The following is a 15,430-nucleotide window of genomic DNA, read 5'->3' as shown; positions in this document are numbered from 1 at the left end:
CGATTCTGCGCGTTAAAGCAGCATTTTTCCCGGGTTCAGTAGTCCATCCGGGTCCATGGCCTGTTTGACAGCCTTGAACAGGCCGTAGTTGGCGGGCGGCGTAATTTCCTTGAGCAGATCGGCCTTCAGTTGACCAATGCCGTGCTCGGCCGACACGGTTCCCCCCACTTCCTGAATGACCTTGTAAACCACCTGGCTAATGACCTCTTGATGGTCCTCCAAGAAGGATTGGCTGGGTGTGTTAACCGGCCCTGACACGTTGTAATGCAGGTTACCGTCGCCCAAGTGTCCAAAAAGAACTGGCCGGATGTTGAGCGCAAGGGCGCGCAATTCAGCCAGCGCCTTGTCGTGAAATTCAGGAAGGCGCGACACGGCACAGGCCACATCGTGTTTGACGTTCAATCCTTCACGGGCTTGCGCTTCTGAAATGCTTTCACGAATTTGCCACCAGGACTTGGATTCGCTCAGGTTTTGCGCCAAAAACACATTGACCAGCCCAAGTGACGGGTTACGAAGCAGGCTTTCCAATACACTTTCCACCCGGCCATTCAGTGCCTCTGCCGTGTCCAGGGAATCGAATTGCACCAACACGTGCTCCACATCCGGATGCTCAAGGGTTTTGGGCGCTTGGTAACCGAAATGGTTTTTAACCAGACCGACCGCGATCGTGTTCATCCATTCATAACTCGAAATCTCACTGAAAAGCTGGCTTTGCAGTACTTCCAGTACGCGCACTGCGGCGTGAATGTCTTTCACATGCATCCAGGCCACGGCGCTGGCCTTGGGCTTTGGGAAGATCTTCATGCAAGCCTGGGTAATAATGCCCAGAGTGCCCTCCGAGCCAATCAGCAAGTGACGAAGATCGTATCCTGTGTTGTTTTTTCTGAGGCCACGCAGGTCTCCACAGCGCTCGCCTGCGGCACTGACAAACTCCAGGCCGAGGCACAATTCACGCGCGTTGCCATAGCGCAATACGGCAACGCCGCCGGCATTGCTGGCCAGGTTGCCCCCCAGGGTGCAACTGCCCTCTGAAGCCAGGCTCAAGGGAAACAGGTAACCCGCCTGGTCGGCGGCTTGCTGAATTTCCTGCAAGGCGAATCCCGCGCTGGCAGTGATGGTCAAATTGGCTTTGTCCACCTTCAGTGTGTCTCTCAATTTGCGGGTGCTCAGCAGTAGATGTGGCCTGTCTGCATGAAGGACTGGCACTGCACCCCCCACCAGGCCTGTGTTACCCCCCTGGGTTGTGATGGCCACGCCATGCGCCTTGCACAGACGCACAATGGCCGTGATTTGATCGGTGTTTTCAGGAAAAACAACGCCCAATGCATCGGTTCTGTAGCGTTTGCGCCAGTCCGTACAAGCCTGCTCAATGCTGTCGTGCGCCGTGTCTATTTTCAGTGTTGGAAGTACGTTGCGAAGCGCCGGCAACAATTGTTCAGTGGGCAGGGTCATCGGCTTTTTTCAGTTTGAATTGTTTTAAATGCAGCGCAATGCCTGTGAAGAGCGCCAGGCACAGGGCAATTTCAAGCCCGGCAAACATGCGCGACAGCATGGACGGGTCGGAGGCAACCCGAGTGGCTCCCTCTGCGAAATACACCCACAACAACAAGGAGGCAATTTGAAATGCGCGAATACGGCCTCGAAAAATACCGGCTGCCAGTGGCAAAAGTGGAATCACCTTCAACACCAGCCACGATCCCTGCGGTCGAATGGGCGCGAGGAACAGCTCCCAAGACACGCACAGGGCGATCAAGGCAACAAAAGAACCGCAGGTCAGCCAATAGGGCCACTTCATGAAAATCGTCTCGCAGTTTCCATCGCCAGTGCGGCCTTGGCCAGTCTCACGCCTTGGGCGCGGGCCAGTGCGATTTCATGTTCGCTGACGGGATTGTTGCCCTTGGGGCCTGCCAAATGAGTGGCACCGTAGGGTGTTCCGCCTGTGTGGGTCTCATTCAATGCCTCTTCAGAGTAAGGAATGCCCAGCCACATCATGCCATGGTGCATAAGCGGTAGTGCCATGGAAAGCAGGGTGGTTTCCTGCCCTCCATGCATGCTCCCGGTGGAGGTAAACACGCAGAATGGCTTGTCGATCAAATCGCCGGCCAGCCAGGTGTTGACCGTGCCGTCAATGAAATATTTCAGGGCCGCAGCCATGTTGCCAAAACGCGTGGGAGAACCCAGCGCCAAACCCGCACACTCTTGAAGGTCGAAGGCTTCGGCATAAGGTGGGCCGTCGTCCGGTATGGATGGGGCAGTGGCCTCGCAGGTGGCAGACACTGGCGGCACTGTGCGAATGCGTGCACTGGCGCCTTTCACGGATTCAATGCCTTCGGCAATTGCCAGTGCCAGTTGTCGTGTAGACCCATGGCGGCTGTAATACAACACCAATACTTCGATCATGCTTAAAGGTTATCATAGGGTGTGAGAACCCTCATTGTATCCAAACTCATGCACGCTGCTTCAGAAAAAAGGTCCCCAGAGGACGCCACGCACACCAAGCCTACTTTTGTATCACAGGCTCGAAAGGTCATCGCCAGCAACTGGACTGAGCTGACCCCGGGAAATCCCAGGTGGTGGGTTGCGTTCACCCGGCTGTTGATGCGCCGCGTGAAAGAGCAACAATTGCCACAGGTGGCGTCCAGCTTGACCTTCACCACGGTGCTGTCGCTGGTGCCCATGGCCACAGTCGCCCTGGCGATTTTTACGGCGTTTCCCATGTTTCAGCGTTTGCAGGCGGATTTGCAAAACTACCTGCTCGGCAGTTTTTTTCCAGACACGCTGTCCAGCACCATCTTGCAATATGTCAACCAGTTTTCCGAAAAGGCCAAGGGCCTTACGGCGATCGGAATTGTTTTTCTGGTCATTACGGCACTGTCCACCATGCTGACAGTCGACAAGGTTTTCAACCAGATTTGGCATGTCAAGCGGCATCGATCACTGGTCAGCAAGATTTTGCTGTATTGGGCTGTCATCACCTTGGCACCCATGTTGATTGGTCTGAGCTTGAGTGTGTCAACGGCATTGCTGGGTGAGTCGTTGAAAGGTGTAGCGCCAGTTGGCGGCACGCATCTGCTTCTCAGCGTGGTGCCCTTGCTGTGCACAGTGGTGGCCTTCGCGTTCCTTTATCAGATCATTCCCAACAGGGCTGTTCGAATGGGTGACGCGTTGGTAGGGGGCGTTGTTGCAGCCGTTCTATTTGAGTTTTCCAAAAGGGCCTTTGCCGCGTACATCACCCACTTTCCGAGCTACACGGCTTTGTATGGGGCCCTGGCGGCGTTTCCGATTTTTTTGCTGTGGATTTACGTGTCGTGGATTATCGTATTGCTCGGTGCGGCCACAGTGGCGGCTTTACCCGTTGCGCGAACAGGGCACTGGCAAGCTGAACACAGGCCCGGCCAGCGTTGGTTGCACGGCATCAGTATTTTGAGTGAGCTTGAACGCGCAAGACAGTCTGGCAAGCCCGGGATGACCATGGAGGAGTTGAGGCTCAATGCCAATGTGTCCCCTGACCAGCTCGATGACATACTCACCGTGTTGATCCAGCACGACGTTGTGGGTTTGCTGTCTGGCTCGAAAACCACAGAACGCTTTGCCATGATTTGCGACCCACGCACCCAGAGTGCAGAACTGGTGGCCAAATTGCTGTGGTTTGATGTTGCGCTGCAGCAAAATTGGCAGTCCAAGTTACCCAAAGGCACCGAGAAACTGGGTGGATTTGTCGAAGAATTTGTGAAAAAGCCCAGGCTGCTTGACTGGCTTGAAGTGTAGAACAATGTCAAATTTGTAACTGACACGAACTTTTGTGTCTTATTTGAGGTCTACCACTACGAATATCAGGGCATCCATTTGGAACACCCGCTCGTTTTATATACACTAAGCGTGACGAGCCACAAGCTCTGACATTTAAACAATAAATCACAACACAGTCTGGAGCTGTTATGAGTAACAAAGGGCAATTACTACAAGACCCATTTTTGAACCTGCTTCGCAAAGAGCACGTGCCAGTGTCCATCTATCTGGTCAATGGCATCAAGCTGCAGGGTCACATTGAATCTTTTGATCAATACGTCGTGTTGCTTCGCAACACCGTCACTCAAATGGTCTACAAACACGCCATTTCGACTGTCGTGCCAGGCCGTTCGGTGACTTTCACACCTGAAGTCAAGGAATAAGCACTTTTTGAGCTTTTCATACACGGCGGTTGCTGCATGACCAGATCTGTATTGGTAGCACTGGATCTAGGGCAGTTCGAATTCGCTGAAAGTCTGGATGAACTCGCCCTGCTGGCCAAATCGGCAGGGGCCGAGATCGTGGGGTCGTTTTCATCAAAACGCAGATCCCCAGACCCCGCTACATTCATTGGTTCGGGCAAAGCGGCTGAAATCGCCGACTTTTGTGCGGCCTCTGAAGTCGAGCTGGTCATCTTCAATCACGCGCTAAGCCCGGCTCAGCAGCGCAACCTGGAAGGTGCACTGAAGGTTCGCGTGATCGACCGCACTGGCCTTATTCTCGACATTTTTGCGATTCGTGCACAAAGTTTTGAGGGCAAGCTGCAGGTTGAGCTTGCACAACTTCAATATTTGGCCAGTCGTCTGGTGCGCAGTCGATCCGATCTGACTGGTCAGCAGGGCGGTATCGGCATGCGCGGGCCTGGTGAAACCCAGCTTGAAACGGATCGTCGCTTGATTGGCGTCAAGGTCAAGCAGTTAAAGGCCCGGCTGGAGAAGCTGCGAAAGCAGCGTCAAACCCAGCGGCGCCAGCGTGAACGACGGGGCCAATTCACAGTGGCCATCGTGGGCTATACGAATGCCGGCAAAAGCACACTTTTTAATGCGGTCGCAAGCAGCAAGGCCTACGCGGCGGATCAACTGTTTGCAACACTGGACACCACTTCAAGGCGTGTTTATTTGGCCGAGGGGGTTGACATGGTGTTGTCTGACACAGTGGGTTTCATTCGCGATCTGTCCCATTCTCTCATCGAGGCCTTCAAAGCAACGCTGGAGTCAACTGTGCAGGCTGACCTGCTGTTGCATGTCGTAGACGCCAGTGCACCCAACCGGCATTCTCAAATTGAAGAAGTCAATATGGTGCTTCAGGAAGTGGATGCGCAAGAGGTGCAGCAGATCTTGATCTGGAACAAAATCGATGCCTGTGAGCGGGATGTTGCCGTTGAGCGGGATCAGGATGGTAAGATTTCCTCGGTCTCGGTCAGTGCAAGGTATGGTCTGGGGCTGCCCGAATTGAGGCAGTGCCTGACAGAGCTGGCCTCTGAATTTTATTTACGCAACAAAGCCAAGTCCGTTTTACCCACTTGATCAATTATCTAAGCAGTAGGTACGAGCATGTCTATGAATGACCCTGGTTGGGGAAGAAATTCGTCTGAGGACAAGGACGCAAAAAATCCGCGCGCTCAGGATGACCAAAACCGACGTCCCGGCGGGAATCAGGATGGTCCTCCCGATTTGGATGAACTCTGGCGCGATTTCAACAATCGCTTGAATCGCCTGTTCGGAGGCAAGCGCAATGGCGGCAACGGACCTCGTCCACCGTCCGGTGGCCCCTCTGGCCCCGGCCTTGATGGTTTGGGCCGGGGTGTCGGTATTGCTGCCGTACTCGGGTTTTTCCTCTGGCTGGCCAGCGGCTTTTTTATTGTTCAAGAGGGCAACGAAGCCGTCGTGCTGCAGTTTGGCAAATACCACCACACGGCATCTCCCGGTTTTCAGTGGCGTCTGCCTTATCCCATCCAGCAATCGATCAATGTCAACAGTTCCACTGTTCGCACAGTTGAGATCGGTTATCGCAACGATGTCAAAAACAAGATTCCCCGTGAATCACTGATGCTGACCGACGATGAAAACATCATCGACATCCAGTTTGCAGTGCAGTACCGCATCAAGGATGCTGCCGAATATCTGTTCAACAACGTGGATGCGGATCAGGCCGTGAAAGAAGCCGCTGAAACGGGTATTCGCGAGGTTGTTGGTCAAAACAAGATGGACTATGTGCTTTACGAAGGGCGTGAGCAGGTTGCACTGAAAGCAGCCAAGGTCATACAGGGCATCCTCGACAAATACAAGGCTGGTATCTCTGTGTCCAATGTCACGGTTCAAAACGTTCAGCCACCTGAACAAGTTCAGGCCGCTTTCGATGACGCTGTGAAAGCAGGGCAGGATCGTGAGCGACTGAAGAGTGAAGGTCAGGCTTATGCCAATGATGTTATTCCGCGCGCCAAGGGTGCTGCTTCTCGCTTGATGGAAGAGGCTGAAGGTTACAAGGCGCGCGTGGTTGCGCAGGCACAAGGTGATGCCGCTCGCTTTAATTCGATTCTTGCTGAGTACCAGCAGGCCCCCAAGGTCATGCGCGAGCGCATGTATCTGGAGACCATGCAGCAGATTTTCTCCAATGTCAGCAAAGTGCTTGTGGACAGCAAGAACAAAAGTCAGTTGCTTTACTTGCCGCTTGATAAATTGATGCAGCAGGTTTCAGGGGAAAACGCCTCAGGAAAAGGCAGCACAGGCAAGGCTGACAAGCCTGCAGAGGGCGCTGCCAGTTCAGCCGACAGCGGTGCAAAAGCGGGCAATACCGACAGCGAAGCGGCTTACCGCAATTCGCTGTTGAATCGTGACAGGGGAGGCCGTTAATCATGCCTAAAGTTGTAGTGGTTGTAATCGCGGCGCTGATCGGCTTTTTCGTGGCCTCGTCATGCCTGTATGTCGTTGATCAGCGTCAGTACGCGGTGGTGTTCGCCCTTGGGCAAGTCAAACAGACCCACAAAGAGCCAGGTTTGTACGCCAAGCTTCCGGCGCCTTTTGAGAATATTCGATTCTTTGACAAGCGAATTCAAACAATTGACACTCCGGATGCAGAACGGTTTATTACCTCGGAAAAGAAGAACCTGCTGGTCGACACCTACGTGAAGTGGAGAATAGTGGATCCTCGCCTGTTCTTTGTGAGTTTCAACGGGGACACAGGCAGGGCACAGGTTCGTTTGAGCCAGATCGTGAAATCCGCGCTGAATGAGGAAATCACGAAGCGCACCGTGCCGGAAGTGGTGTCTGGTGAACGAACCCAGGTGATGAATTCGATCACCCGCAAAGTCGAAGATGACGCCAAGGACATCGGCGTTGAAATCGTAGATGTGCGTCTGAAGCGGGTTGATCTTCTTCCAGAAGTCAGCGACTCCGTCTATCGACGCATGGAAGCCGAGCGCAAGCGTGTCGCCAACGACCTGCGGGCCACCGGCGCGGCCGAGTCCGAGAAAATTCGAGCCGATGCAGACCGTCAGCGCGAGGTGATTCTTGCCGAAGCCTACAAGGATGCACAAACTATCAAGGGACAGGGTGATGCCAAGGCCGCTTCGATTTATAATGCTGCTTTTGGCAAGAATCCAGAGTTTTTCTCTTTTTACCGCAGCCTGGAGGCATACAAGCAGTCCTTTGCATCCAAGTCTGACGTCATGGTGATCGACCCTGCCTCAGATTTCTTCCGCTTCATGCGAAGCGCGGAAGGGAAATAAGGCGGGCTTGTGCGCGCTCACTGTCCTGTAAAGAGTGCTCACTCTGGCTTTTTATCGCCATGAGTGAGACTCTGCTTTCAGCGTTGGCCCTCGTGTTCATCATCGAGGGCTTCATGCCGTTTTTCTTTCCCAAAAACTGGAAAGAGGCATTCCTGAAAATCGCTTCACTCACCGAAGGCCAAATTCGTTTTGTGGGTCTGGTGGCGTTGCTCATCGGGCTCGGAATGCTTTTTTTAGTTCAATCACCCTTGTAAAGTTGGGATAAACATGTCTGCTTGGCTTTTGCCAGAGTCCGTTGCCGACGTATTGCCGTCTGAAGCCCGCCGCATTGAAGAATTGCGCCGCGCGGTGCTGGACCGTTTCCGCGTCTATGGTTATGAAATGGTGATGCCTCCATTGCTGGAGTACACCGAATCATTGCTGGGCAACGCTGACCCATCGCTTGATCTTCAAACATTCAAGCTGCTTGATCAGGCCAGTGGCCGGATGCTTGGTTTGCGCGCCGACACCACACCGCAGGTGGCCCGCATTGATGCGCACATCCTCAACCGGAAAGGCGCAACCCGGCTTTGTTATTGCGGCCCCGTATTGCACACGCAGGCCCGTGGCTTACACAACACCCGTGAGCCCATTCAATGCGGCGCCGAACTGTACGGTTGCAGTGGCATTGAAGCCGACCTGGAGGTGTTGACCCTGGCTGTGGACACCCTCGTGGTGTCGCGTTTGAAGGGCTTTCGTCTGGCGCTTTCTCACGCAGGTTTGCTGGCCGCAATTTTAAAAGACCAGGGCTTGGCCGCTTCGCAAATGCGTGCCCTGCATCAGGCGCTGGCTCAAAAGGACCGTGTACTTTTGACAGAATTGCTGGTCGGTGTTGCACCTCAATTGGCCAAGTCAGTCATTTCTTTGATTGATTTGTATGGCCCGATAACCGGCACGTCACAGTGTGCGTTGGCTCGCGCCCGTTCCGTGTTGCCCAAAACGCAGCCGGTTGAGTCTGTGCTGATGCAACTGGAAGTGCTGGTGTCGCGATTGCGCGATTCAGCCGAGCATCTGCCCGATCTGATGCTGGATCTGGCCGATGTCGCCAGTTTTGAATATCACAGTGGCGTGGTCTTCGCAGCGTTCGTGTCTGGTTGCCCGAACGCAATTCTGCGCGGTGGGCGATACGACGATGTGGGCGCGGTCTACGGCCGTGCACGTCCCGCCACTGGTTTTTCTGTGGATCTTCGTGAATTGGCCTCATTGCAGGGGGCTCAGGCCACTGCAAAATCGGCAATACGTGCGCCCTGGCGTCATGACACCGAGTTGGTGAAGGCCGTGCGCGCGCTGCGTGCGCGGGGTGAAGTGGTGGTTCAGTCCTTGCCCAACACCGAGCAGGAAGAGGAAGAGTTTATTTGTGATCGCGAACTGGTGCACACCGGTCACGGTTGGCAGGTGCAGGCGATCAATGCGAATCAGGAGAGTAAGGAATGAGTTTCAGAAACGTGGTAGTCATTGGCACCCAGTGGGGCGATGAGGGCAAGGGCAAGGTCGTCGACTGGATGACTGATCACGCGCAGGGCGTGGTGCGCTTCCAGGGGGGGCACAATGCGGGCCATACGCTGGTGATTGGTGGCAAAAAAACCATTCTGCGTTTGATTCCCTCTGGTATTCTGCGTCCGGATGTGAAGGTCTACATCGGAAACGGTGTCGTGCTCTCACCCGAGGCTCTTTTGTCTGAGATAGACGAGCTGCAGGCCGGTGGCATTTCTGTTGAGGCTCGCCTCAAAATCAGCGAGGCCTGCCCGCTGATTCTGGATCATCACATTGCACTCGACAAAGCCCGCGAAGCCAAACGAGGCGAAAGCAAGATCGGCACGACCGGGCGTGGTATTGGTCCGGCTTACGAGGACAAGGTGGCACGCCGTGCTTTGCGCGTTCAAGACTTGTTCAACCCAACCACATTCCGAACCAAGCTAGAAGAAATTCTGGATTACCACAACTTTGTGCTGACCCAATATCTGGGTGCGCCAGCCGTGGAAGCACAGGTCGTTTTCGACAAGGCCATGTCGCTGGCTCCCCGAATCAAGAACATGGTTGCCGACGTGCCAAGCCTGTTGCAGGCTGCCAACGAGGCCGGTCAAAACCTGCTCTTTGAAGGTGCGCAAGGCGCATTGCTTGACATTGACCACGGCACTTTCCCATATGTTACCAGCAGCAACTGCCTGGCTGGTGCGGCAAGCACTGGTGCGGGCGTGGGTCCACAGCGCCTGCAATATGTGCTTGGCATCACCAAGGCCTATGCCACTCGCGTGGGCTCTGGGCCTTTCCCGACCGAACTGTTCTGCGAAACAGGCGCCTATCTGGCCAAGAAGGGCAATGAGTTTGGGTCTGTGACGGGTCGCGCCCGTCGCTGTGGCTGGTTTGACGCGGCGGCTTTGAAACGCACCATTCAACTCAACGGTGTGTCTGGTTTGTGTATCACCAAGCTGGACGTGCTCGATGGTCTCGACACCATCAAGTTGTGTGTGGGCTACACGCTGAAGGACGGCACAACCACAGACATCCTGCCTTTCGGTTCGGAAAGTGTGGAAGGTTGCACACCGATTTATGAAGAGTTCAAGGGCTGGGAAGGTACAACATTTGGCGTGCGCAATTTTGACGATCTGCCAGCACAGGCCAAGGTCTACCTGCGTCGCATGGAGGCCGTTTGTGGCGTACCAGTGGACATGATTTCCACGGGGCCGGACCGGGACGAAACCATCGTATTGCGTCATCCTTTCAAGGTTTGAAGGCAGCTTGATGGAAAAGCGGTTTGTTGATTATGCGCAATACCATGCCTTGGTCGACAAGGTGCTTGCCAACGTGCAACAAGCCAATTTCCATCCCGATGTGGTTGTCGGGGTGGCCCGTGGCGGGCTGATGCTTGCCGACGGGCTTTCACGCGGTTTACCAAGCCCTATGGCCGTTGTGATGGCTTCTTCTTACCGTGAGGGTTCAGGTACACAACAAGGCCAGCTCCGAATTTCCAGCTCGGTCGCCAGTCTCAGCCCCTTGCAGGGGCGTGTGCTGGTGGCCGATGACCTGGTCGATTCGGGTCGAACACTGGCCGCGCTGCTGCAGCATCTGCGAGTCGCCCACCCTGGTATCACTGAGGTGCGCTCTGCAGTGATTTGGCACAAGCATTCAGCAACATTTCAACCCGATTTTTTCGCTGAAACCCTTGATCACGATCTTTGGATTGTTCAGCCATTCGAAGTGCGTGATTTTCGTTAAAGGCGGCCTGTAAGGCAGGTGTGGTACCCTTGGGGTTTTCGTTTTAACTTCGAGGAGACCCCCAAGGCATGCGCAAATGCAGACGTACACGTAGTTTTAAACCCGTTCTTTTCGCTTCACTGTCCGTATACTCCCTTCTGTTTTTCCCCTCCGGTGTGGCCCACGCTGCCACCTTGACGCTGAAAAATGGCGACAAAATTACTGGGAAGGTGATCCAGCTCACCGACGACCAGATTGAATTCAAATCGGCCGTGTTTGGCAAGGTGCAAGTTCCATTCAAGAAAGTTGTTCAGCTGACTTCAGACGACAACACTCTCATTGAATTGAAGGACGGGCGCACTGTGACCGGCAAAGTCACTCTGGATGATCAGGGGCATCTGCTGGTCGACCAAGGGAGCCTGGGGCAGTCCACTTTGTTGACTCGCAATGACCTTGAAGCGCTGAATCCACCTGTCGTGGACAACAGTGTGAAGTACACCGGTCACTTCAATGTGGGTGGGTCGTACAATCGGGGCAATTCCAGAGACGATCTGCTCAACATCAACGGTGAGTTTGTGGCACGCACACCGCAAAATCGCTACACCGTGGGTCTTGAGTTAAATGAGGCCAAAAGTGACGGTGTTAAAACCACCTCCAACAGTCGCCTGATTACCCAATACGACGCTTTTCTGACCAAAAAAGACTATCTCTTCGTGAATTTTCAGGCCGAAAAAGACAGCATTGCAGACCTGAATCTGCGCACCTCGCTGGGTGGTGGTTATGGTCGTCAGTTCATCGACAATGATTTGACCCAGTTTTCAGGTCAGGCTGGTCTGGGTTATGTGAACGAAGACAACATCGTTGCGGCTGACCGGTCGTTTCCGACTTTGACTCTCGGTCTGAAATACGATCACAAATTCTTCAACAAGAAAGTGGTCTTTTTCAACCACTCCACGCTGGACACCAATCTGCAGGACACGAAGGACATGCTCTTCCGGAATCGTCTTGGATTGCGCGTGCCTGTGGCCGATCATGTCAACGTCAGCACTCAGTTGAATGTGGACTACGACAATGAACCGGTGCCTGGCAACAAGAAGACCGATTCGGCGCTGATTTTTAGCGTGGGTTATGGGTTTTAATCGCTAAAGCGAATGTTGTGAGAACGCAAAAATGCCTCGGGAGAGGCATTTTTGCCACTGATCCGAAACTAAACAATATTTGGGGATTTTCTACTGTACACTTGCGTTGAAGCGCTTGAAATCAAGCTTTGGTGCCCAGGAGAGGACTCGAACCTCCACAGTGTTACCACCACTAGGACCTGAACCTAGCGCGTCTACCAATTCCGCCACCTGGGCAACAGGTGAGACGGGCAATTCTAATGATTTTAAAAATTTTGTCAATGCATAATAAAGAAATAAAAATACCAAGTCGCGAAGATATCCTTGCCGTGCTTCGGCAGTCTCAGGGGCCTCTGTCCCAAGAACAACTTTTTGAACAACTCAAACTCTCTGAAAATCAAATACCTGCCATAGAAAAGCGGCTGTCCGCGATGGAACGGGACGGCCAATTGATGCCGAATCGCAAAGGCATGTTGTTGTTGGCAACCAAACTCGATTTTGTAGCCGGTCGCGTGGCAGGTCACCGTGATGGCTTTGGCTTCCTGATTCGTGATGACCGTGGTCCCGACATTTTTCTCTCGCCACGTGAAATGCAGAAGGTGTTGCATGGTGACCGCGTGTTGGTGCGTGTTACCGGCAATGACCATCGCGGTAAGCCGGAAGGCACGATTGTTGAGGTCACAGAACGCAAAACGAACCGCCTGGTGGGTCGCTTGGTCTCTGAGCGCGGAATTTTGCTGGTTGTGCCTGAAAATCAACGCATCAAACACGATATTTTGGTGTCCCACAAAGATGTGGGCAAAGCCATTCCCGGGCAGGTTGTTACGGTCGAAATCGTCGAGCAGCCCAGTCGTCACACCCAGCCCATCGGCAAAGTGGTCGAGGTTCTGGGTGAGTTGGATGATCCCGGCATGGAAATCGAAATCGCGGTGCGCAAATTCGATGTTCCTTATGAGTTCAGTCAAGAAGTGATTGAACAGGCCGAAGCCTTGCCAGACGAAGTGACCTACAAAGACCTGAAAGGGCGGGTTGACCTGCGTGATGTGCCGTTCGTCACGATTGACGGCGAAGATGCACGTGATTTTGACGACGCTGTGTATTGTGAGCCCGCCAGCTCAGTGCGTGGTGGCTTTCGATTACTGGTTGCCATTGCCGATGTCAGTCACTATGTGGCGCCGGGCTCTGCGGTGGATTTGTCGGCCATTGAGCGCGGCACCTCCGTGTACTTTCCCAGGCGCGTTATTCCGATGTTGCCTGAGAAGCTCTCCAATGGCTTGTGTTCGTTGAATCCTCATGTCGATCGGCTGGTGCTGGTGTGTGACATGGTGATCGGCCCCAAAGGCGCTGTGAAGGCCTATCAGTTTTACAATGCGGTCATTCACTCCTCAGCACGACTGACTTACACACGTGTGTGGGACGCCTTGTCTGATCCGGAATGTCTGGATGCCCGCGCCATGGGTCAAACCCTGGCCGATTTGCAGAACCTGTATTCGCTCTACAAAATTCTGTTCGAGGCCCGCCAGAAGCGTGGCGCGATGGAAATTGACACCGTTGAAACGCAAGTGCTGCTCGACGCCGATGGCAAAATTGACAAGATCGTGCCACGCCGCCGCAATGATGCGCACCGGCTAATCGAAGAATGCATGCTGGCGGCAAACACCTGCGCGGCCGACTTTCTGGAGCGGAGCAAGCACCCGGCCTTGTACCGGGTTCATGAAGGCCCCACGGTCGAGAAATTGCAAAACCTGCGCGCCTTCCTGAAATCAGTCAGTCTGACGCTGGATGGTGGTGACGAGCCTGAAAGCAAGCACTACGCTGAGTTGCTTAAAAAAGTGCAGGGCCGCCCTGATCAAGATTTGTTGCAGAGCATGATTTTGAGATCGATGCAGCAAGCCATTTATACCCCTCACAACTCAGGCCATTTTGGCTTGTCTTATGACGCTTATGCGCACTTTACGTCGCCAATTCGTCGCTACCCTGATCTGATGGTTCACCGCAGCATCAAGGCCCTGTTGGGGGGCAAGCGTTATGTGCCATTGCCCATGGATGAGCGTGAGCTTGAAGAAATCAATCCGGCAGGGAAGATCAGCCAGGCAGAGGAAACAGCGCGTTGGGATCAGGCCGGGGCCTGGTTTTCTTCCACAGAACGCAGGGCCGACGAGGCTTCTCGCGATGTCATGAGCTGGCTGAAGTGCTTCTTCATGAAAGAAAAGGTGGGTGACACCTTCCCGGGGCATGTCTCCGGCGTTACCTCGTTTGGTCTGTTTGTCACGCTGGATGCCCTGTTTGTCGAAGGTTTGGTGCACGTGTCCGAGCTGGGCAATGAGTACTTTCAGTACAACGAAAGTCTGCACGAATTGCGCGGCGAGCGAAGCGGCATTCGCTACCGTCTGACCGATGCTCTAAACGTGCAGATTTCCAGGGTCGATCTGGATGCACGTCGCATCGAATTCAGATTGGTCCAGGGGGTAAAGTTCGACTCCCTGTTCAAAGAACCTGCAGGCAAAGCGGCGTCTGGTGGCGGACAATCGCCCAAGCGAAAGCCGCGCACGGGCCGCAACAACGAGGCCCAGATGGAAGGCGATGTCAAGGCAGCAGGCTTGGAGCCCCCAGTGACTCCCCCGGCCAGCAAGACGGCCAAGCGCGGTGTTAACAAGAAAAAGGCAGCAACAGCCTCGCGTGCAAAAATAGCGGCTGAAAAAAAACGCAAAGAAGAATTGGCCAAAGCCAAGCGTGTGGCACAAGCCAAGCCCGCTGCTGGCGCTAAAATGCGTAGCTCTACAACACGCAAACGGAGCTCTTAATTGGCCATTCTGTATGGTTTTCACGCGGTGTCGGCACGTCTGAAGCAAAACCCGGCCTCGGTTGAAGAGGTACTTTACGACCAAACCCGCAAAGACAAACGCATGCAGCAGTTTGTGGACAAAGCACATTCGGCGGGCGTCAAGCTTACGCCGGCCGATGCTGATCGGCTTGAAAAGGCGGCCGGTCATCGCCAGCACCAAGGTGTGGTTGCCTTTGCCAAAGCGGTTCAAAAATCCACAGATCTTTTTGAGATCATTGAAACCAACGGGGCCGACACCTTGATTTTGGTGTTGGACGGCGTAACGGACCCTCACAATTTGGGTGCCTGTCTTCGCAGTGCGGATGCAGCAGGCGTGCACGCCGTGGTTTTGCCAAAAGACAAGTCGGTGGGTATCACGCCCGTGGTCTCCAAGGTGGCATGCGGTGCCGCTGAAACCGTGCCTGTAATCACCGTTACCAACCTGGCTCGTACCCTTGGCGAAATGCAAGAGGCGGGTGTGTGGTGCGTGGGGGCAGCGGGTGAGGCTGACAAAAGCCTTTTCCAAATGAAGCTGACCGGCCCTCTGGCCTGGGTCATGGGTGCAGAAGGGGACGGGCTTCGTCGCCTTACCAAAGAAAAGTGCGACGAGCTTATTCACATTCCGATGGTTGGCAGTGTTGAAAGCCTGAACGTGTCTGTGGCCACCTCTGTCTGCCTTTTTGAATCATTGCGTCAACGTCAGTTCAGCGCGCTCTAAAATCAAAATTCAACTTTTAG

15 protein-coding genes and 1 tRNA gene are annotated in these 15,430 nt (G+C 54.1%); 12 read left to right on the top strand and 4 right to left on the bottom strand.

Translation table 11 applies throughout. From position 1 onward, the window contains the following. Nucleotides 1-12 precede the first annotated feature (12 nt). Genes QQJ87_RS14470 through wrbA form a run of 3 tightly spaced genes read right to left on the bottom strand, consistent with a single transcriptional unit; the run spans nucleotide 13 to nucleotide 2,400 of the window. Entirely contained in the window at nucleotides 13-1,452 is a 1,440-nt protein-coding gene (locus tag QQJ87_RS14470) for an FAD-binding oxidoreductase (RefSeq protein ID WP_284282612.1), read from the bottom strand. Then, complete coding sequence (locus QQJ87_RS14465; RefSeq protein ID WP_284282611.1) at nucleotides 1,436-1,795, bottom strand: DUF2069 domain-containing protein; 360 nt, start codon at nucleotides 1,793-1,795, stop codon at nucleotides 1,436-1,438. Before QQJ87_RS14465 ends, QQJ87_RS14470 begins: the two co-directional genes overlap by 17 nt. Beyond that, nucleotides 1,792-2,400, bottom strand: a complete 609-nt coding sequence (gene wrbA, locus QQJ87_RS14460) for an NAD(P)H:quinone oxidoreductase (RefSeq protein WP_284282610.1) — start codon at nucleotides 2,398-2,400, stop codon at nucleotides 1,792-1,794. The genes QQJ87_RS14465 and wrbA overlap by 4 nt, the downstream gene beginning before the upstream one ends. Before the next feature lie 48 nt (nucleotides 2,401-2,448). On the opposite strand from wrbA, the gene QQJ87_RS14455 reads away from it, so the two are divergent. The 10 genes from QQJ87_RS14455 (at nucleotide 2,449) to QQJ87_RS14410 (ending at nucleotide 11,889) form a co-directional block, all read left to right on the top strand. Next, on the top strand, nucleotides 2,449-3,768 hold the full coding sequence (locus QQJ87_RS14455; RefSeq protein WP_284282608.1) for a YihY family inner membrane protein: 1,320 nt from the start codon (nucleotides 2,449-2,451) through the stop codon (nucleotides 3,766-3,768). 170 nt (nucleotides 3,769-3,938) lie between these two features. Next, a complete protein-coding gene (hfq, locus tag QQJ87_RS14450) occupies nucleotides 3,939-4,172 on the top strand; it encodes an RNA chaperone Hfq (protein ID WP_284282607.1) in 234 nt (77 codons plus the stop codon). A gap of 36 nt (nucleotides 4,173-4,208) precedes the next feature. Continuing rightward, nucleotides 4,209-5,315, top strand: coding sequence for a GTPase HflX (gene hflX / locus QQJ87_RS14445; protein ID WP_284282606.1), 1,107 nt, complete (start codon nucleotides 4,209-4,211; stop codon nucleotides 5,313-5,315). A gap of 27 nt (nucleotides 5,316-5,342) precedes the next feature. Next, nucleotides 5,343-6,641 carry an FtsH protease activity modulator HflK gene (gene hflK, locus QQJ87_RS14440; RefSeq protein ID WP_431310110.1) on the top strand — a complete coding sequence of 433 codons (1,299 nt, stop codon included), beginning with the start codon at nucleotides 5,343-5,345 and terminating at the stop codon, nucleotides 6,639-6,641. Nucleotides 6,642-6,643: 2 nt separating this feature from the next. Further along, nucleotides 6,644-7,516 carry a protease modulator HflC gene (gene hflC, locus QQJ87_RS14435; RefSeq protein WP_284282605.1) on the top strand — a complete coding sequence of 291 codons (873 nt, stop codon included), beginning with the start codon at nucleotides 6,644-6,646 and terminating at the stop codon, nucleotides 7,514-7,516. 59 nt (nucleotides 7,517-7,575) lie between these two features. Next, nucleotides 7,576-7,770 (top strand): DUF2065 domain-containing protein, encoded by a 195-nt coding sequence (locus QQJ87_RS14430; protein ID WP_284282604.1) that lies wholly within the window; start codon nucleotides 7,576-7,578, stop codon nucleotides 7,768-7,770. A gap of 13 nt (nucleotides 7,771-7,783) precedes the next feature. Further along, a complete protein-coding gene (locus tag QQJ87_RS14425) occupies nucleotides 7,784-8,989 on the top strand; it encodes an ATP phosphoribosyltransferase regulatory subunit (protein ID WP_284282603.1) in 1,206 nt (401 codons plus the stop codon). Next, nucleotides 8,986-10,287, top strand: a complete 1,302-nt coding sequence (locus QQJ87_RS14420; RefSeq protein WP_284282602.1) for an adenylosuccinate synthase — start codon at nucleotides 8,986-8,988, stop codon at nucleotides 10,285-10,287. Before QQJ87_RS14425 ends, QQJ87_RS14420 begins: the two co-directional genes overlap by 4 nt. 10 nt (nucleotides 10,288-10,297) lie before the next feature. Then, nucleotides 10,298-10,771: a phosphoribosyltransferase gene (locus QQJ87_RS14415; protein WP_284282601.1), complete on the top strand. Its 474-nt coding sequence runs from the start codon at nucleotides 10,298-10,300 to the stop codon at nucleotides 10,769-10,771. A 68-nt stretch (nucleotides 10,772-10,839) separates the two neighbouring features. Next, the gene (locus QQJ87_RS14410) at nucleotides 10,840-11,889 is read left to right on the top strand and encodes a DUF481 domain-containing protein (protein ID WP_284282600.1); all 1,050 of its coding nucleotides are present in this window, start codon (nucleotides 10,840-10,842) and stop codon (nucleotides 11,887-11,889) included. Between the two features lie 129 nt (nucleotides 11,890-12,018). Here QQJ87_RS14410 and QQJ87_RS14405 read toward each other — a convergent pair. Then, a tRNA-Leu gene (locus QQJ87_RS14405) sits at nucleotides 12,019-12,105 on the bottom strand. 44 nt (nucleotides 12,106-12,149) lie between these two features. On the opposite strand from QQJ87_RS14405, the gene rnr reads away from it, so the two are divergent. Both rnr and rlmB read left to right on the top strand, forming a co-directional pair. Beyond that, a complete protein-coding gene (rnr, locus tag QQJ87_RS14400) occupies nucleotides 12,150-14,672 on the top strand; it encodes a ribonuclease R (protein ID WP_284282599.1) in 2,523 nt (840 codons plus the stop codon). After that, the gene (gene rlmB / locus QQJ87_RS14395) at nucleotides 14,673-15,410 is read left to right on the top strand and encodes a 23S rRNA (guanosine(2251)-2'-O)-methyltransferase RlmB (protein WP_284282598.1); all 738 of its coding nucleotides are present in this window, start codon (nucleotides 14,673-14,675) and stop codon (nucleotides 15,408-15,410) included. The last annotated feature ends 20 nt before the right edge of the window (nucleotides 15,411-15,430 follow it).

Source organism: Limnobacter litoralis, assembly GCF_030160455.1.
Taxonomy (GTDB): domain Bacteria; phylum Pseudomonadota; class Gammaproteobacteria; order Burkholderiales; family Burkholderiaceae_B; genus Limnobacter; species Limnobacter litoralis.
The sequence above is the reverse complement of the archived record's forward strand: the minus strand, read 5'-3'. Positions and strand labels throughout refer to the sequence as shown.